At 40.5% G+C, this 19,739-nt stretch carries 8 protein-coding genes and 4 pseudogenes; 1 reads left to right on the forward strand and 11 read right to left on the reverse strand.

The features are described from left to right. Positions 1-96: 96 nt before the first annotated feature. From JCM17102_RS17650 to JCM17102_RS17695, 10 genes and pseudogenes are all read right to left on the reverse strand, one after another. Positions 97-2,163 carry a beta-L-arabinofuranosidase domain-containing protein gene (locus JCM17102_RS17650; protein ID WP_369897690.1) on the reverse strand — a complete coding sequence of 689 codons (2,067 nt, stop codon included), beginning with the start codon at positions 2,161-2,163 and terminating at the stop codon, positions 97-99. A 38-nt stretch (positions 2,164-2,201) separates the two neighbouring features. Beyond that, positions 2,202-4,205 carry a glycoside hydrolase domain-containing protein gene (locus tag JCM17102_RS17655; protein WP_033887043.1) on the reverse strand — a complete coding sequence of 668 codons (2,004 nt, stop codon included), beginning with the start codon at positions 4,203-4,205 and terminating at the stop codon, positions 2,202-2,204. A gap of 8 nt (positions 4,206-4,213) precedes the next feature. Continuing rightward, positions 4,214-5,347, reverse strand: coding sequence for an aldose epimerase family protein (locus tag JCM17102_RS17660; protein WP_025076107.1), 1,134 nt, complete (start codon positions 5,345-5,347; stop codon positions 4,214-4,216). 9 nt (positions 5,348-5,356) lie between these two features. After that, positions 5,357-6,820: a glycoside hydrolase family 125 protein gene (locus JCM17102_RS17665; RefSeq protein ID WP_025076108.1), complete on the reverse strand. Its 1,464-nt coding sequence runs from the start codon at positions 6,818-6,820 to the stop codon at positions 5,357-5,359. 6 nt (positions 6,821-6,826) lie between these two features. Beyond that, positions 6,827-9,311, reverse strand: a pseudogene (locus JCM17102_RS28275) (glutaminase domain-containing protein). A 30-nt stretch (positions 9,312-9,341) separates the two neighbouring features. Continuing rightward, entirely contained in the window at positions 9,342-11,507 is a 2,166-nt protein-coding gene (locus JCM17102_RS17675) for a hypothetical protein (RefSeq protein ID WP_025076109.1), read from the reverse strand. A gap of 35 nt (positions 11,508-11,542) precedes the next feature. Next, positions 11,543-12,801 (reverse strand): annotated as a pseudogene (locus JCM17102_RS28280) (glycoside hydrolase family 76 protein). A 202-nt stretch (positions 12,802-13,003) separates the two neighbouring features. Continuing rightward, a complete protein-coding gene (locus tag JCM17102_RS17685) occupies positions 13,004-14,005 on the reverse strand; it encodes a family 43 glycosylhydrolase (RefSeq protein WP_033887048.1) in 1,002 nt (333 codons plus the stop codon). Between the two features lie 120 nt (positions 14,006-14,125). Beyond that, positions 14,126-15,941, reverse strand: a pseudogene (locus tag JCM17102_RS28285) (glycoside hydrolase family 2 protein). Between the two features lie 101 nt (positions 15,942-16,042). Then, complete coding sequence (locus JCM17102_RS17695; RefSeq protein ID WP_025076111.1) at positions 16,043-17,143, reverse strand: glycoside hydrolase family 43 protein; 1,101 nt, start codon at positions 17,141-17,143, stop codon at positions 16,043-16,045. Positions 17,144-17,515: 372 nt separating this feature from the next. On the opposite strand from JCM17102_RS17695, the gene JCM17102_RS17700 reads away from it, so the two are divergent. Next, positions 17,516-19,537 carry an alpha-glucuronidase family glycosyl hydrolase gene (locus tag JCM17102_RS17700; RefSeq protein WP_025076112.1) on the forward strand — a complete coding sequence of 674 codons (2,022 nt, stop codon included), beginning with the start codon at positions 17,516-17,518 and terminating at the stop codon, positions 19,535-19,537. 13 nt (positions 19,538-19,550) lie between these two features. Here the strand turns inward: JCM17102_RS17700 and JCM17102_RS29955 are convergent. Beyond that, positions 19,551-19,739, reverse strand: a pseudogene (locus JCM17102_RS29955) (hypothetical protein); the annotation flags it as partial.

The following is a 19,739-nucleotide window of genomic DNA, read 5'->3' on the forward strand; positions in this document are numbered from 1 at the left end:
ACAGCCATAATAATACACGCCCCGTTTTTTTATCTAAGTTCTTTAGCAGGATGATTCTATATATATAAAAGTGTCCATGTTGTTAATTCTATATACTTATTCCCTTGTATTTGGGAAAGCAGAAATTCTCAATCTTGCTGCTCCCATCGGAATCAAAGTAATCTCTTCTTTTGCGCCTTTCGCTGCATCTTCTTCAGGCAATACGCCACAGATTCCGGTTTCGTCTATTTTCCAACTAGGAATCTGGCGACCAAATGCTTTCACTTCCAAAGGCACACTGCCTACAGTGAATGGGAAATTATCTGCCGGCCATTCTTTACGCACTACTTTGAAATTCTTCAATGGTTCTTTTTGGTCTAATACCAATGAATAGTTCCAAGGACTATTTGCATAAATCTCGGTAGTAGGCCATTTCTTAGAATCTGCACCTTTCTGCCATTTAGAATCACCGATAGCAGTTTCGCGACTATCTTTCGCCACATAGTTCTCGTCTATCTTGAGAGACATAGTCAATGGTCCGTAGTCCACACTTACGCTATTCTTATTTACCTGCCAAGTGCGCATAGAAAGAGACATCGGTAAAGTCAGTTCCACTTTATCACCGTCAGTCCATTCGCGTTCGATGCAAAGATATTTTCCTGCTACAGGCTTAGCACTCACTTTCTTGCCATTAACACGCACTTCAGCATCCGAAGTCCAACTAGGAATACGGAGATAGAACGGGAAAGCAACCTTTTCATCGGTAGAAACCGTAAATGTAATTCCTTCTTCAAAAGGATAATTAGTCTGTTCGTGAAGAACGATTTCTTTTCCCTGACCTACTTTCACTGTTGCCTTGCAAGCTCCATAGATAGCAGTTGCTACCCCATTATCAGGAGTCGCCAACACGAGGTGTTCTGAGAAGTAAGGCCAACCTTGAGCATGATTATGCTGACAGCAACGACTGCTAAACGGATTCATAGAAAGGAACGGACCACTATTGTCGATACCCGGATGATGATTCTTGGAGTCACTAATTGTATGGTTCGGACAAGTGATATAACGCAATGCCTTGAAATCGGGCATCACAGCAGCAGGATAAGAATTGAAAGCTACTTCTTCACAATGTTCTGCCCACATAGGATCACCGGTCATGCAAAGCATAATTTCATCTGACGCCATCTGTTCAACCAATCCGCAAGTCTCTACACCCTGACGAGGATCGATATATCCCATACGAGCATTCTCATCAGCACCAAACATTCCACCCGGCACTTGACCAAAAGTACGACGAATCAGATTATGTACATTATAAGAAGCTTTCAGCATTGCCGAATCCCCTGTCTGCATATAGTAAGTAGCCGGTTCGCGGAAACACTGAGCGATATTCACATTATGCCAGTTGGGCAATGAAGTAGATTTTGTCCAATCAGCAGTATTCCTGTGAATCTTTTCTGCCAGATCAAGCAAGAACTTATCTCCTGTCCGGTTGTAAAGCCAATAAATACTGATAATATTATCACCTCCACGACTATTTTCCCAATAATCTTTCAACAGCATATCATCAGGTACGGTCATCTGCCATTTGAAATAATTAGTCATCAGGTCAATAACCCGCTGATCGTTTGAATATTCATAATATGACTGCAAACACCAGAGCATAATCATCTGTGCCCACAGCTCACGTTTGCCGTTACGTTCGTTCACAGGACCGAAATAACCATCCGGCTGTTGGCTTGCAAACACTCCTTCCAGCCAGACCTTTGTCTCTGCAATCATTTTCGGGTCATTCAAGATATAAGCCAGGTTACCATATCCCTTTAGCCAATAAGGAACTTCTTCCCAACCATGATCTCCACCTGTAGTTAGCCAAGCATTATTTTCTTTTTCCAGCCAAGCACTGATTTCTCCCAGATGTCCGGTCAATCCTTCACGCTGTAATTCAAGATACTTTTTCACCCATCCTTCTGGCTGAACACTACCAACAGGCAGTTTGATAAAATTCAATGGTTGAAGTGGAGCACGATAACTCACATAATTTACGTTTGCCGATTGCGTATCGGGACGGTCCACCACCTTCACCACATCACCGGTTGAAGAAGTAGCACAAGCGGTAGTCAACAGACTCGCCGTCAACAAAACACCCGCAAACCTTACTTTTAAACGTCTATTCTTTTTTATCATAACTATTAGACAGGCTACACACCTGATTAATAAAAAAACTACTTACAATTAAATACTAAATGTCCTCCCTTCAGAAGTTCCAGATGAGAAATACGATAATCGTCAATGACCTTTCCATTGAAATGAATGTTTCGGATCAAATCATCTTTCTTTTTCCGTCCTTTTACCTTGATAGTCAGTTTCTTTCCGTTCGACAGGCGAAGCTGAATCTTATCAAAAAGAGGCAAAGTCAGCTCATAATATTCATCCCCCACCAAGAGTGGGTAAAAGCCCATAGCACCAAATACGTACCAGGCACTCATCGTACCGTCATCTTCGTCCATCTCTGGACTATACCCTACGGGATCATTTTTAAATGCTTTACCGTAGTAAGGAGTAGGAAATTCCGCATTCCCTCCGTATTTGTGAATCATGGGTTGAGTCATCAGATTGCGTACAAGCTGTTGGGTTTCTTCCGGCGCTCCGAGACGGTTGAACAGGTAAGGGACATGAATGTCCGGTTCATTACCCTGATTGTACAAATGATGATCGAAGAAGTAGCTGAGTTGCGAGCGGAGCGAGTCCTGCCCTACCCATTCTATCATCTTGTCGATATATTGTGGGGCTGCCCATCTGTATTGCCAGCGGGTTCCCTGATAAAGTCCATTGTTCTTCATCACTTCGAAAGCCGGAGTGATGTTCATAAATTCTTTTTTCCAGATTTCTTCGAAAAGACTGGCAGAACGTTGCTTATAAAGTTCTGCATCTTCTTTTTCATCGATAATATCTGCGATCTGAGCCATTGCCCAAAGATCATAAGCCGATTCCATCTTCTGGTCGGGCGAACGCATCGGCAAGCGTTCCATCTCCTCTTTCATACCGGCATATCCTTTACGGAAATCAAGGTTCGTTATTCCTTTCCGGTATGTATCCAGCAATAAAACAACAGCATGTTCGGTTCGAACGGTCGGAGTCGATTCGAATCCTGTAGACCAGTCCTTCTTTCCTGTGGCATAGAGATGAATCAGAGAAGTAGCCATATCACGCATCTTTACTGGTTCGGTCAGTACCAACAAAGGAAATTTAGTACGGAAGGTATCCCATAATGACCAATTGCTGTAATAACGAAAATCTTTTGAAACATACTTCTTTCCGTCTGTGCCCAAATATTCGCCATCGGGAGAAGTGACATCGACCGGACTCAGGAAGGTTCGGTAAAGCGATGTGTAGAAAATTATCTTATCATCTTGCTCTCCACCTTTCACATCAATGTTTTGCAGTTGTTTTTCCCATTGAGCGAGAGCCTGAAGTTTCAGATTGGAAAAACTCATCTCTTTCCAGCGGGAACATTCCTGTGAGGCAAGTGCTGTACTTAATGGAGACAGTCCGATGCGAACTTCTACCGTATGTATCTCTTCATCAAACTTCAAAGCAGCTGTAGTTGCCTGTTGTTCCTGCAACTGGAAGGGATGGTCAGTGTTTAGAGAGAAATAGAGTTTATATTGACCACGTCCGCAAACGTTTCTCGCCTTTACATATCCTTCTATACAGGTATCGGACACACGTTCATATTGACAAGTAGCCACACCTTCGAAAGTGGAAGCAAAGTCCACCCATAATGCGGTGGGAGTATTCCGGTTAAATTTAAAAATTTCCGCTGCCATAGCATTGGTAGCCGTCAATTCAGTTACAATGCCATTGGTGAAAGCGGTTGTATAATAGCCTGGGACTGCCTGTTCAGTAGATTTATCAATATGCAACTCTTGTGCAGGTACTACAGGTCGGATACGTAAGTTTCCCCCACCTCCGCTGCAACCTACTCCAGAGAGACGATTGACAGAAATACCGGATACTTTTGTCACTGCGTAATCATAACCCGCATGTGTACGCGGGTCACTGTCAGGACAGACACAAACCATTCCGAAAGGGACAGTGGCCCCGGGAGCTACTTGTCCGTTATCGCCGGATGTTCCGATAAACAGATTCACATATTTTGTGTTCTGTGCAACGGCCATTGTCGTACATAACAACAGAAAAAGCAAAAGACCACTGTACCTTCTCATAGTTCTTATTAATTAGCTACAGAAAATTTGTAGATACATTCGCTTGTATACTTTTCTCCCGGACGCAATACAGCCGACGGCCATTCCGGTTTATTAGGAGTATCAGGATATTTCTGTGTTTCAAGACATACAGAAGCACGTTTGTTATAAGTGATACCTTTCTTTCCTGTTACGGATCCGTCAAGGAAGTTTCCTGCATATACCTGAACACCCGGTTCGCTTGTATACAGATCCATAACAATACCTGTTTTCGGTGATTGCAAAGTAGCAGCTTTGCGAGTAACATCACCTTTGGCATTCAATACCCAGTTATGATCGTAACCATGACCATTCTTCAATTGTTCGAAATCATAGTCGTCGATACGCAAACCTACCGGAGTAGCCACACGGAAGTCCATCGGAGTACCTTCTACTGTAACAATCTCACCTGTAGTCATAAATGTGCTATCTACCGGAGTATAGTAATCAGCATCTACTGTCAAGATATGGTCGCTATTACTACCAGCATCACCATCCAAATTGAAATAAGAATGGTTAGTCAGATTGATAACAGTCGGTTTGTCTGTTTCAGCTTCATACTTAATATCAATTGCGTTGTCGTCAGTCAGTTCCATCACAACTTTGCAAGTAAGATTACCCGGGAACCCTTCTTCGCCGTCGTCAGCTTTGCAAGTCAATTCAAGTTTCTGAGGAGTCAGCAGATTTGCATCAAATATCTTGTATTGGAATCCTTTCGGACCACCATGCAGACAGTGTCCATAGTTATTTTTAGGTAGCTGATATTCTACACTATCCAGTGTAAACTTACCCTGACCGATACGGTTGGCATAACGACCAATCGTTGCACCAAAATCTGAAGGTTTGGAGATATAGTCCTGGATAGAATCAAATCCCAAAACTACATCCTGCATTTTTCCATCCTTATCGGGAACCATTACAGAAACAATACGCCCACCGAAATTTGTAATACAAACTTCCATGTTGTTCTTGTTACGCAACACATACAAATCAGTTTTCTTTCCGTCTACTTCCGTCTGGAAATTACTTTGCAATAAACCGGAATCCGTTGTTTTTTTCTCGGCTTTCGGTGTACAAGCTGCCATTAAAAGGGCGGCAACTGCCCATACACATAACTTTTTCATAATACTTTATTAATTAATACTGTTCAACAAATCCACTTTTCCTTCATTTACCAATTTAAGAATCAGCTCTCCGAAGAGTGTGTTCTGCCATGCAAACCAAGCACGGGTAAATTTCTCCGGATTATCTTTATGGAATGATTCATGCATAAATCCTTTTCCCGCATCAGTGTCCATCAACATCTTGATACATGCTTTGATTTCTGCATCATCTTTACTGGTAAAAGCTTTCATCATAATGCTCATCGGCCAAATCATATCATATCCGATATGCGGTCCGCCAATACCTTCACCGGCTGTTCCTTTGAAGAAGTAAGGATTATCTTCGCTCCAAACAAACTTACGGGTATTCTGATAAATCTTGTCATTTATATCTACATCACCCAGATAAGGCATCGCAAGCAAACTCGGTACATTAGCGTCATCCATCAACAGGTGATTACCGAAACCATCTACTTCGAAAGCATAAATCTTGCCATATTTAGGATGTTTGTATACTGCATATTTCTTTAAAGCAGTCTCAACTTCTTTTGCCAATGATTTGCATTCTTTTGCCAGATCCTCTTTCTGATTGACAGCTTCCAGAATCTCGGCAGCTTTACGCAATGAAGATACAGCAAAGAAATTAGAAGGAACTAAGTATTGCAATGTAGTAGCATCATCCGAAGGACGGAAACAGGATACGATCAATCCTACAGGATTTACCGGAGCTCCTAATCCATCATTATTCAATGTATCCAAAGCACGTTCGGTCTTACGTTGGAATTTATAAGGTCCAACTCCTTCTTTGCGTTGTTGTTCCTTGAAAGTCTTCAGAATCTGAGTTATTGCCTGAATCCACTCTTCAGTAAAAATACTTGCATCACCGGTTGTTTTCCAATAATGGTAAGCCAAGCGTAAGGGATAACACAATGAGTCGATTTCCCATTTTCGCTCATGCAATTCCGCTTTCATGTCTGTTAAGTCAGTCATCCATTCATTATCTTCTACCGGACCGTCATTAAACGCATTTGCATACGGATCGATATTGATACATTTGAACTGGCGGAGGATAACTCCAGCCAGCATTTGTTTCAATTTAGGATCAGAATTTGCCAACTGTACGTAGGGCCAAACCTGTGCACCTGAGTCACGAAGCCACATAGCATGTATGTCTCCTGTATATACAAAGGTATCCGGTTTACCATCTTTTCCAATACGGAAATGTACAGTAGTATCCAATGTATTTGGAAAACAGTTTGTAAACATCCAGGCTAATTTCTCATTCTTCAGCAACTTCTGTATACGGAGAATTTCCTTTTCCACTGCATCCGAATGGAATAAACGTTCAGAGACTACCGGACGGTTATCTTTCTGAATGGCATCTGCAGCGCAAACATACATCTCCGACATACGGTCAGCAGCCTGTACTTGTCCACCGCAAAGCAGCATAGCCGCCAACATACCTGCACTAATATATTTTACTTGTTTCTTCATGATTTATTATTTGTTTGAGTTATTTAGTTTACCTTCAAGCATCTTAATGAAATATCCTCCAACTACTGAACGAGCCTGGAAACCTCTTTGGTTAGGAGCATCTGTAAATACCCAGTCTGACATCGGAACACGATTCGGTGTTTCGTTCATGAACAAGTATACAGGATCAATGAACTTTTCGAAAGTTGCCTTATCGTTAGCCAAGGTAGCTGTCCACATAATCCAGTCTGTCTTAGTATATGTTTCACGGTTATCCAACGGAAGACCGTATTTATTCTGTTTTGTCAGATAGTATGGGATTTCTGTTTCAGCAATCTTTGCCGGGAAGACCTGTAAATTCAGCAGTTTATCCCAAACAAGATTATATTTCTGGCTCCATGTTCCCGGTTTGTCAAAGGTCAGACGATAGTGGTCACCGTCATTTGCCATTTTCTCCCATTCAACAGCCATATCTTTTGCTTTCTGAGTATATTTCTCTGCAACATCTTTTTTACCTAACATGTCTGCCAGATAGCCATATGAAGCAATACCCATAATTGCTTTAATAGAAAGATTGGCATTGTGTGCAAAGTGTCCGGCAAAGTCGTCCGTACAAAGTTGGTTTTCAGGGTCCAAACCATATTCAACCAGATAGTCTGTCCATGTTGTCAAAGTTTCCCAATGTTTCTTTGCATACTCGGCATTTCCTTCCATAGCGGCAATAGCAGCAGCCAAAACTACCATATTACCAGATTCTTCAATCGGCATATCGCCACCATAAGTCTGACCGTTAGCCATCGGATAAGTACCTACATCATGAGCAGCAAACGGTTTTGTCCATTTTCCACTTTCACTATAATAGAAAATATGATTCATAGTAGCTTTCACCAGTTCCGGATTGTAGAGCAAAAGCAATGGAGCTCCAGGATAAGTCAAATCAACTGTTCCAATAGAACCGTTACTAAAGTTCTCTTTAGATAGGAATACCAAGTCACCATTCGGAGCTTCTACTAATTTATGAGCCGCAAGAGCCTGGCGATAAGCCAAAGCACAAAGTTCAGCATATTTACGTCCACCAGCTTCAGTAGCTTCTTGCATCAGTTTCTTATCGAATGCCGCACAATTCTTCATCTGTGTGTCATATTCTTTTTCAGCTTTCTGGAATTGTGAAACGATTGTTTCATTACCAGTGCGATTCCAATATGGACGTAAGTTCTCTCCGAAATATTGGATTGAATAAATATCGTCATATCCAATCAACAGGTGACCGCTAGCTTTATTGGTTTCACCCAATGAACGTACCAAAGCCAGTTTATCATAACCTTCTGACGAAGGTGCTTCCAACTTATTCTCAGTAAAACTCTTACGCATTTTTTTACCGTCTCCGATAGCATAAGTACTATTTTCTTTTTCGGCAGCCAAATAGAAATGTCCCCAGTCAATACGTACATCATCACCTTTCTTTTTCAGGATTTCCTGATTACGGCTTCCGGTACGCAAGAATAACAAGTCACCTTCTGTAAAGCTGTCGGCTACAGATTCCTGGTGAGGCAAGTCGAGTGCCCATTGAGGAGAAACTTCAAAGTAGATTTCTACTTCATGCTTCTTTCCGTCGTTAGAAGCTACTTCGTAAGAGATATAATTAACCGGACGTGACATCAGGTCCAGATTATCCATAAACATAGGAGCAGTAAATGTCAGGTCCAAATCCACCGGACCACAAGTAAAGGTGTAATAAGTCTGCATAGGTTGCACATCGACAGATTTCTGTGTAGCTGTCTGACCGAAATACCGGCTATCATCCAACTCTACCAACAATCCGAAGTCCAATAATCCATTTGCTCCGCGGTTGTTGCAATAGGCGGCAATCAGATTATCACCTTTCTTCAAAGAAGCAATCACTTCATCCGACAATTTTACTTGTACATGCTTCTTACAAGCATTTCCTGTATCTACCACTTTGATTCCATTAATATAAATGATCACATCGTCATCGTGAGAATATTCCAGGTATACATTTTTACCTGTCAAGTCTTCCTGAATATCCGCTACCCGACGTACCCAGATAAACTCTTCTCCATTGTGTCTTTGCTGCGGTTTCGTTCTCTTTTGTTCCGAATGCACCTTCTCCTTCTTTCCATGCGCTATCATCGAAATCAGCATTCTGCCATCCGTCAGCCGGTTTCTCAATGGTATATTTTCCTGTCCAAGTACCCTGTTCAGATGTTTTCACCAAAGGTCTCAATTCCAGTTCTTCCATTCCCAGGAAGCGGTATAATTGTCCGTCTACTTTGGCCACACCTATCAAAGGAAAATCTTTTCCTGTCCAGTGTTTTACAGAGCCGTCATACAAATTGTCTGTAAAAGACCAAGCACTGGTATAAGGATCTATCGTTACCAGCGGATAAGCCGGAGCACGCAACTCATTTTTTTCATGCCGTTCAATCTGGGTGCTACAGCTAGAAAGTACAGAAGCTGCTCCCAGCAACAGCATCGTTAGTTTTTGTCTCATAATATTCTATTTCTATTTTATAGATTCTATTTACCACTCAATTGATACATTTACTCCATTCGGATCATTTTCAAAGCTTAGTAGCAGTGTTTTCGAAGTTTCATCCCATTCGCCTTGCTCCGATTTCCCATTCACTTTGACGGTTTTTGGTTTACCTGGCAGAAGAACTCTCGATACATTGGTTGTTTCCAACGGACTTTTTGCTACAAATGAATAGTTCTGCTTTCCTACTTTCTCTTCATAAATACGGGAAGCACCGCAAAGAACTTTTGCTTTGACTTTGCCGGACACTTTATTTAAATCATACAGGTATCCCTGCTCGCCAGGTTGAATTTGTTTCTTTGTCAGTATCGGCAAATCTTTATCAAACAGATCGATATATAATCCGGACAATGTCAAAGGCTCGTTTGAAACGCTTTCATCCATAACGGCCGCAATAGTATAGACACCTCTTTCTACTAAGAAACTGTTTTTTGTCTCGATAGCTTTGCCGGTCTTTTTCTGATAAGCAGATGAAATGGTTTCAAAATATTTCCGGTCATTTCCGGCTTTCAATACAAAATGTTTAGGATCTTCACGCATGACAATGACTCTTCCTTTACCATAGCGATAAGTTCCGTCAGTGGGATTCTGGGATAAATTCATCCTCTCGAACAGATGTTCTGAAGGGGATTTATAATGATTGCCTTCTATATTCCACCATTCCAGTACGGATTGATAAGGATCGATATCTTCTCCACAATAAACTAAGACTCCACCTTTCTTTACCCAATCTGCCAGATAAGTATGGTACTCGGGGGTCATCGGTTTCATATTCGAATAGGACATCACCAATACTTCAAGTCCTTTGAAGGTCTCTTTAAACGGAGTATTTTCAATATGTACCAGCTCTACCGGAACCCCTCTTTTCAACAAGGGAAATGTTTGTCCGTAGAAACTGGAGAACTGAGGATCATCGTATCCGTCGTGAGTAGGAAAACGCTGAAACATCAATGAGTTAGCCATCAATACACCAATACCATGTGTTCCGCTAATCTTTTTTTCAGAAGTACGAATATCATTCAATGTATTAATCATGATTTGCATCTGAGTGGAATATGAACGCGGAATACGTTCTTTCCGGTCTGTTCCGGCTACCTGATACAATCCCAGGTAAATACGGTCGGGCCAAGGCATAACTTCATACGTATCAATCATCGGATACATAAGTTGTGCAGAAAAAGTAGCCTGATAATTACGTTTAAAATCTTGCCAGTCTCTTGGGAAATCTTCTATCGGGTCCGTCAGAAAGTACATTTTCCGCTTTAAAGGAGCAGTCATGGACTTCATGCAGCCATATTCCAGAAAGGCATTTTCAAATACCCTTTCTTTTCTTACGCCATCATAGAAATTGGATTCACGTGCAGTACCCGTCCAGACTTGTGCAATATAACCATCAACACAGTCCAATGAAGCCAAGCTGGCTTCAGGACTTACAATCTGCCAGGAAGTATAATTGATTAATGAGTGGGTAGGCACATAACATTTGATATCCAACCCCTTCGATTTTCCGTATTCTTTGGCATAGGAAAATATCTTATCCAATGCTTTGTAATACAGATGGTATTTCAATTTATTTGAGAGATATGTATTTTCGGGAGATTCTTGCTGGTCCCTCCATGGAAAATCATAATATTTCTGCCACTCCGATTTGAAAGCTTCGCTATATCCGCCACGCATCCAGAATTCCGGTTCTTCCAAAAAAATAGAAGTGATTCCTGCATCAATCACACGTTTTATCTGCATTTCTTGCATGTAACGGATAAAACTTTCGGTAGGGACAATGTAGGGCACCAGATGTCCATGAGCAATTTCATTTCCGTTACGATCTCTTTGTCCTTCTTTCAGATGGTCATTAATCCCGTCCCATTTTCCGAGAAAATAGTCCTGGTAATTTCCCCACGCTACACCAGTCATAAACTGTGTTTGGTAACCTTTATCTTTCCACGATTGCACCCGCTGTTCGAAGGTAACACCTGGTCTATCTGATGTACCATATACGATTGCTGCGTCAGCACGCACATCTGTTTCCGGTTTCCAAGGATCAGCTGTTTGGAAGACAGTTTTAGTCTCTCTTTCTTTTACCTTTTGTGCATTGATTGAATGACAACAGATTAATAAAAAACAAGAAACCAGCAGTAGTCGTATATTATTCATGATATTTTATGGTATTAGAGTCGAAAATTATCTGGTTATTTATCTGCCGGAAATAAAAGCATTAACGCTGGTATTCCGGAAGCAGAATAACTATCGATATCTGCTCCATCCGGCAGCACTTTCCAATATTCGCCTCCACAAACATTACGTGTTTTATCTCTATTTGCCCAACCTACTTCAATATTGTGCTTCAGAAATGGGAGATATTGAGTCTGACCGCAGTCGTACACTAGCATTGCCATATATTGAGCGAAAATAGCAGTGTAAATACCTTGCTCAATTCCCTTCTCGAAAGGTAACAGGTTATGTTCGGCAGACATTTCCCTTACAGAATAGTCGGCTGCAAGTATAGCATTATTCAAATAACTTTTTTTCCCAGTAGCCTTATAGAGTAAAACTGATGCTCCAATGAAAGTAGCCTGATTATAAATATGTGCTTTCCATGCCGGAGTGCCTTTACCATGACGCTATCAGCCACCTTTCCGGTTTTCTTATCCAGCAAGTTCTCTACTCCCCATTCATAAATTTCTTTCCCTTTAGCCAGATATTGTGCTTTAGTCTGATACTTGGGTGCTTCTTCAGCAGATTCCTTTCTCCGTTTCGGCACATTATTATAAAGAGTAAGTGCAGCTACCACCACTGGGAAGTTGATACATGCCATTTTACCATCATTCGGTTGATTGGGTTTCGGATTTCGTATCGGTTGCCATTGCCAGAACATTCCGCCATTTACTTTGTCATACGAACCGGTATCTCCTACTTTCTTTGATCCGTACCACACACGACTAAAGCTCTCTTCCGAGAATCGGAGGTAGTCCTCTACTCCAAACAATTCGTAAGCACGTGCCAAAGTAATGGTCCACCACATGATATCATCATAAATAAACCATCCGGTATTTTCATTATTATCATCAAAATCGAAATGAGCGTACTGAGCTTTATTTCCTGCATATATCTTATCACAAAGCTCTTTGTAGTAAGCAGTCTTTTGCTTATCGTTTTGAGCTTTGGCTAATTTATAGGCATTCATTGCCATATCCCAATAGGTAGGTTGGCACCAGATAGCTGCCGCACCATTGAAACGATCTTTTGCACTTTTATCAGAAGAATTGGTCTTATAGATATATTTAACAGGGTCAAGCAATGTCTGGTTGAATCCTTCATATGCAGCCCATATATCATCATTCGTATACGCAGATGGCTTTTGCTGTGTTTTTCCGGAAATATCCATTCCCGTCATTGTCGTAGATACTGCCAACAGTAAAATTATGGCCAAGAGAGTCTTGTTTTTCATGATCATTAAATATTAGAACATTTTTCCAGTTACAAAGATTGCAGAAAATAAGGAAAGTTAATACAAATCTCTATTCAATAAAGGATAAAAACTAGTCAAAACGCCTTTTATATTGCATTATGACAAATATATGACACAAAAATCCCCTTATCTGCAATTGCAAACAAGGGGAAATCTACTATAAAATATTTAAATATATCATTTAAAACTCCGGTTTATCAGCCTTCAACGATGGCGTGGATCCTTCTACATAAGGCCATCCATCTTGCCAATAAACACGATCTAACATCAAAACTCGCCCTGACGGATTGGCCGTACTGACTGCATGATAAAATATCCAGTCTGCACCATTCTTATCTGAAACGATCTCTGAGTTATGGCCGTTTCCTACAAACGCATCATTCTTCCCAATCAGGATTTCATGATTGTTCTCCAGCATCGGACGGCCGTTCTTATCCACATAAGGTCCAAACAAATTTTCCGAACGTCCTACAACCGTTGTATAAGTACTCTTCAATCCCTCACAACAGCTACCGATAGAAGCAAACAAATAATAATATCCATCCCGTTTGTGAATATAAGTACCTTCATAGGCATTTCCAGCAATTTGCAAAATCGGAGCGTCTTTTTTCAAAGCAAGCCCGTCTTCTGTCAATTCCGTACCATATATTCCATGAAAACTACCCCAGAAAAGATATTTCTTGTCATTATCTTCTATATAAAAGGGGTCAATACAATTTTGTATCTTGATCTCATTGCTTCGGAACATCTTACCATGATCAATAAAAGGTCCTTCCGGTTGATTGGCAACGGCCACACCAACACCGCATGTCCACTCTCCACCCCAAACTGACATGGAATAATATAGCACATAGCGGTTACCTATTTTATTAATATCAGGAGCCCAAATTCCACCTTTAGGTTCAAATGTAGGACGAGTTGTTTTAGTAAAAGCAGTTCCTACAAAATCCCAGTTTACAAGGTCCTTTGATCGATGAATTGGGACATTTTTGATATCTTCTGTAGCATACAGATAGAAATAACCGTCTTCATCCTTAATAACTGTCGGATCCGGTAAACTATAATTAATTACAGGATTACAGTACTGTTTCTCATCATTATCCGATCCTCCGTCTGGTGCAGACTGAGAGAATAAAGCTGCCGAACAACCTACAGCTATTAAAAGAAAAAGTGATCTAAGCATCATATAAGATTAATTTAAAAGTTTGGCAAAGATAAGAAAAAAAATAGAAATTGAACCAGCGGAAATCTCCGCACAGTTCAATTTCATCATGAAATCAGTATTCAATTACAAACTTTTGTCTTACTTATTCAACGAATTACAGATTTTGGTATTAATTTCCTTAACTCTAGGTTCATCAATCTTGATTACCTTACGATCATAAGTCATTAATCCGTTTACTTCCATTTCAACGTCTGTAGTCTGTGTATATACAGCAGCCGAATAGCCACGTGGAATCAGTTTATATAATTGATTCGCATATTTCACATACTCGTCTGTCACTTCTTTAGAAGAATTGAACTTAACATATCCCCAATTGTGATCGGGTACCATAAGTGTTCCGGCATAGCATACCAATACCGCCATATTCTCCCAATACTGTAGCACGACCTGCGTCATAGAATTTAAGAGCCGGATTCGGATAATGGTGCAAGTCAAGAATATCTCCACATTGGAAGTGGTTACCCCCACTTGCCGGATTCACCAAACGAGATGGATCATGTTTTTTAGTCCATTCAGAGATTTCTTCTGTTTTGAACTGTCCCCAACGTTCATTAAACGGAACCCAAACACCAATACAAGGATAATTGTAAAGGTAATCCATTATTTCTTTCCATTCTTTACGATAGCATGCTTCCGACTCTTCCGTACGTTTCAGCTCGTTACCTGTAAAGAAATTATACATCTGCCATTCCGGTTCTTTATCGCCGCTAGGCATATCCTGCCATACAATTACTCCCAGTTTATCGCAATGAGTATACCAACGTGCAGGTTCTACTTTCACGTGTTTACGGATCATATTATAACCGAAATCCTTTGTTTTCTGAATGTCATAAACCAAAGCCTCATCAGTAGGTGCTGTATACAGTCCATCAGGCCACCAACCTTGATCCAATGGACCAAACTGGAATACATCCTTATTATTTAACTGCAAACGTACAATTCCATTCTCATCCTGACGGGTAGAGTATTTACGCATAGCAGTGTAACTATTTACTTTGTCTGTCACTTTACCTCCACAATTCAAAGCAACTTCCATTGAGTAAAGGAAAGGAGATTCAGGACTCCACAATTTAGCATCTTCAGGCATTTGTATATCAATAGTCTGACCGTTCAGTCCTTTGCCTACAGCCACCAATTGTTTGCCGTCAAACACCTTTACCTCAACCAATTGAGAAGATGAGTTTGCACCAGTAGTAGCTACGTCTACGGTCAGTTTCTTGCGATCAATATCCGAAGCAGTACGAATATCGGTGATGTGACATTCGTCTACAGGCTCCATCCATACAGTTTGCCAGATACCTGTTACAGAGGTATACCAGATACCTTCGGGTTTAGTAACCTGTTTACCGCGCGGTTGAGGTCCGTCGCTTGTCGGATCCCAAACTTTCACTACAAGTTTGTTATCCCCTTTTGAATTTAATGCCGGAGTTATATCTAAAGAGAATGGAGTAAAACCACCTGTATGTTGGCCTACTTTTATATCATTCACCCAAATATCAGCCTTCCAATCAACAGCTCCAAAGTTCAGCATTACTTTTTTACCTTTCCATGTACTCGGAACATCAAATGTCCGCTGATACCAAAGTTCTTTATCCTTTCCTACTGTCTTTGCAACTCCCGACAAGCTTGATTCTACTGCAAATGGTACCAGGATTTTGCCTTCATAGGAAGTCGGTGTTTTACCTTTCTCTATAATTGTATATTCCCATAAACCGTTCAGGTTTTTCCAATCACTACGTTCCATGATAGGACGAGGATACTCAGGCAAAACGTTTTCCGGATTGATTTCTTCCGCCCATTTTGTTTTAATTTTGTCACCAGCCGGTTTCCATTGTGCAAACGCTGTAGTAGAAAGCAAAGCGACAGCACATACTGCTAAAATACTCTTTTTCACTGTTTTAATTTAATATTATGTTAGTAATATGATTACAATAATCCTCTTTTGACAAGCGTCCATCACTCGTCAAACATTATAAAAACATCTACAAATATTACCTATTTCTTAATAGGAGTACCTGAAGGCTTCGGCAACGGAACCCCAACAGGAAGCGGTTTGCCCAAATCCGGCATACCATCCGCATCCCATCCTATCTTTTGCAACCTCGTATTGCGGCTTTCAGGTTCACCTGTAACTGAATTCGGCAGACTTCGTGCATGATATAATAAATACACTTCGGTACTATCCGGTGAAGGAACAAATGAAAAACTCCCCGGCCCGTATACGCGTTCTTTCGGCTCTTGTTGGAATACCGGTACCTCTGACTTCTTCCAGGAAGCTGGATTTAATAAATCACTATCTGCATCAGCAGTAAGCATACCTGTACAATAAAAAGGTGACCAACAACCACTAGCTGCATAATATACAATCAGCGTCTTATTATCCTTCGAATGAAAGAACTGTGGTGCCTCATTGACATAAATAGGATAGGCCGTCCTACTTCCATCTGGATTTACCCATTGTCGTTCCCATTCATATTCCGGTTTTGAAATCAGTACTCTTTCCGAATCGAGTGTCCATGGATCTTTCATCCGAGCTATGTATATACACTGAGTCTCCGTATTAATTCTTCGGCTGGGCCAACCCGACCACAATAAATAAAGATTTCCTTTATGCTCGAAAGTAGCAGGATGAATTCCCCAATTCCAACCGGAATTAGTAACTATAGGTCCCCTCAATTGAAACTCTCCTTCCATAGGATCGGGAGAATCATTCTCAATCACATATAGCTGATGGTTATCCGTGTTTCCATCGTCAGCAGCAAAATAAATATACCACTTACCATTTATCAACCGTATTTCCGGATCCCAAAGATGCCGACTATTCATAGGATCCTTTGGAATCCATACCTTTTTAGATTTAGCATGAACCAGATTGGTAATATCTGTTGTTTCCCACAACATAATATATGATTCTGTTTCATGTGTATAATAATACTTTCCATTGTGATAAATAGCACTAGCGTCAGACCCTCCTTCAGCCAATAGTGGATTCGTATAAGTAGTATCCCCTGTAGCATCATTTTGTCTCCCTGTGTTTTTAGGATTACATGACACTAACAGGACCAGAGACAACAAAAAGCTCAACTTCGTTTTCATAGTTTTCATAACTTCATTCATTTTAAGACAATACAAAGAAAACAATTTTCAGATCATAGTCCTTATATTTTTCTTAAATAGTTTTGAATTCATGGATATTATAATACGAATTCCGACCAATTCATATCGCAAAAATCGGAATAACATTAGAAAACCTACAAAAAAAACTATTCAATTAAGGACAAAAACTGACCATAAATACAGAATCGCACCTTCCCTTTTAAAAGAATTTGAAATTACGAAGAGGATTTGTCCTTTATTGAACAGAAAATAGCCTATATTTTTCTTCTGTTTTATTTTCTTTGTATCATTCCTTAAAAATACTCATTATGAATAATTATTATTTTTATCTCAGTATTATTCTACTTTGTTTTGTGCTCTATCGGACATTCTCGCGGACAAGCGCAAACAGTACAAAACACAGATACAGGATATGAACTTTGGTTAAACTACAAACCTGTTCAAGACCTCCCACTAAAGCAATCTTATATCCAATTATACAGTCAGGTGAATCTGCCTCAATGCAAATACGATGAAGTGATTGCAGAAGAATTAAAAGGTTGTTTGAAAGCTACACTGGGAATAACTCCTCGATTCATCAGTAACACAAGAGCCAGTATTCAAATGAGTTACTGTAAAGACAAAAGTCTGGGTATGGAAGGATATCTTATTCGTAATAACAATAACAAGATTATATTGCAAGCATATTCGGATGCAGGTTTTCTTTATGGAACGTTCCATTTAATCCGGCTGATTCAATGTGAATATCCGCTGGATCGGTTGAATATAAGAGAAGTACCGGCCTTAGATTATCGGCAACTCAATCATTGGGACGATCTCAACGGAAATATAGAGCGGGGATACGCCGGAAAAACGTTATGGAAATGGGACGAATTACCGGAAAGACTTGATGAAAGATATACGGATTATGCACGTGCCAATGCCTCTATAGGTATCAATGGAGTAGTATTGAACAATGTGAATGCCGATCCACGTATCTTACGGAGAGATTATCTGAAAAAAGTATCAGCGTTAGCACATATCCTACGAAAGTATAACATACGTATTTATCTCGCTGCCAATTTTGCAGCTCCCATGAAACCGTCATCAACACCTGATGTTATGAAAAAATGGGGAGGTGTAGGAGAACTTGACACAGCCAATCCGCTTGATCCGAATGTTCAAGAATGGTGGAACACAAAAGTGGATGAGATTTATTCACTGATTCCTGACTTCGGAGGGTTTCTCGTTAAAGCAAACTCTGAAGGCATGCCCGGACCGCAAGATTATCACTGTACACATGCAGAAGGTGCTAATGTATTGGCGCGGGCACTAAAACCTCATGGAGGTATTGTGATATGGAGAACGTTTGTCTATAATCCTCAAATAGATAAGGATCGCATTAAACGTTCTTATAAAGAATTTCTTCCACTTGACGGAAAGTTCGATGAAAATGTGATATTGCAAGCCAAAAATGGAGCATTGGATTTCCAGCCGATTGAGCCTGCCCAACCTTTGTTCGGGGCAATGAAACAGACTTCATTAATGCCTGAATTGCAAATTACTCAGGAATATATTGGGCAATCTACGTATTTGGTATATTTAGCTCCCATGTGGAAAGAGTTTCTCAACTTTGACACGTATTGCAAAGGTGCGGGTAGTAACATAACTAAGATAATCACGGGTAAGGTTTATCCCACTAAATACCGAGCAATGGCAGGTGTAGCCAATACTGGTGATTCCAACAACTGGACCGGTCATCATTTTGCACAAGCAAATTGGTTTGCATTCGGACGATTAGCGTGGAATCCCAAAGAGACTATTGAGAAAATCACCTCTGAATGGATTAAATCAACATGGAATTGTGATAGGTCCGCGGAAAGGGTAATAACACAAATGATGATGCCGACATGGAACAACTATGCCCGCAGCCATTCACCCTATAGCCTCGGGCTGACGACCCAGGTATCTTGTCATTATCGTGCCGGATTTGATATCCGAGCTAACAAAGAATGGAAAATAGACAATAAAGGAATTGGAACGAATCGAACATTCAATGGTACGGATTATGTTTCACAGTATTTCCCTACTAATTGTACACACTTTAACGACATAAAGCAATGTCCCGAATTATATTTACTTTGCTTTCACTATGTTCCATGGAATCATCTCATGAAATCGGGTGATACATTTGAAAAGGAATTCGTCGAAAGTCTCAAACAAGGAGTACAGCAAGTCGAAGAGAACATACAACTTTGGAGATCGATCCGAGAAAAAATTGATTCCAGACGATTTGAAGAGGTAATGAATTGTCTTTTAAAGGAACAACAAGATGCAAAAGCATTTTATGAATCGGCTGTCGGATTTTTCTCAGCTTATTTGCCCCATAAATAAGTATATCTGTTACTTGCGCCAATGAAGTTATTAATCCGCTATTCTCTCCGATTTTCATAATTCCCAACCAAAGAGCTAATACTCCGGTTAACCCCAATGAAATTTCGAAGGCTGTTTTTGAGGCGTCGAACGTAGAGTTTATAATAGCGGTAAATATCTCCGTATCTCCTAGCAACAGCACTCTTGCAAGGGCTATCACGAA

Origin of the sequence: Bacteroides faecichinchillae JCM 17102 (genome assembly GCF_000614145.1) — a bacterium.
GTDB classification, from domain to species: domain Bacteria; phylum Bacteroidota; class Bacteroidia; order Bacteroidales; family Bacteroidaceae; genus Bacteroides; species Bacteroides faecichinchillae.

Excerpts from the sequence above, each read along its gene's own strand:
- JCM17102_RS17650 (WP_369897690.1), bottom strand. The coding sequence starts at position 2,163 with ATGATAAAAAAGAATAGACGTTTAAAAGTAAGGTTTGCGGGTGTTTTG.
- JCM17102_RS17655 (WP_033887043.1), bottom strand. The coding sequence starts at position 4,205 with ATGAGAAGGTACAGTGGTCTTTTGCTTTTTCTGTTGTTATGTACGACA.
- JCM17102_RS17660 (WP_025076107.1), bottom strand. The coding sequence starts at position 5,347 with ATGAAAAAGTTATGTGTATGGGCAGTTGCCGCCCTTTTAATGGCAGCT.
- JCM17102_RS17665 (WP_025076108.1), bottom strand. The coding sequence starts at position 6,820 with ATGAAGAAACAAGTAAAATATATTAGTGCAGGTATGTTGGCGGCTATG.
- JCM17102_RS17675 (WP_025076109.1), bottom strand. The coding sequence starts at position 11,507 with ATGAATAATATACGACTACTGCTGGTTTCTTGTTTTTTATTAATCTGT.
- JCM17102_RS17685 (WP_033887048.1), bottom strand. The coding sequence starts at position 14,005 with ATGCTTAGATCACTTTTTCTTTTAATAGCTGTAGGTTGTTCGGCAGCT.
- JCM17102_RS17695 (WP_025076111.1), bottom strand. The coding sequence starts at position 17,143 with ATGAAAACGAAGTTGAGCTTTTTGTTGTCTCTGGTCCTGTTAGTGTCA.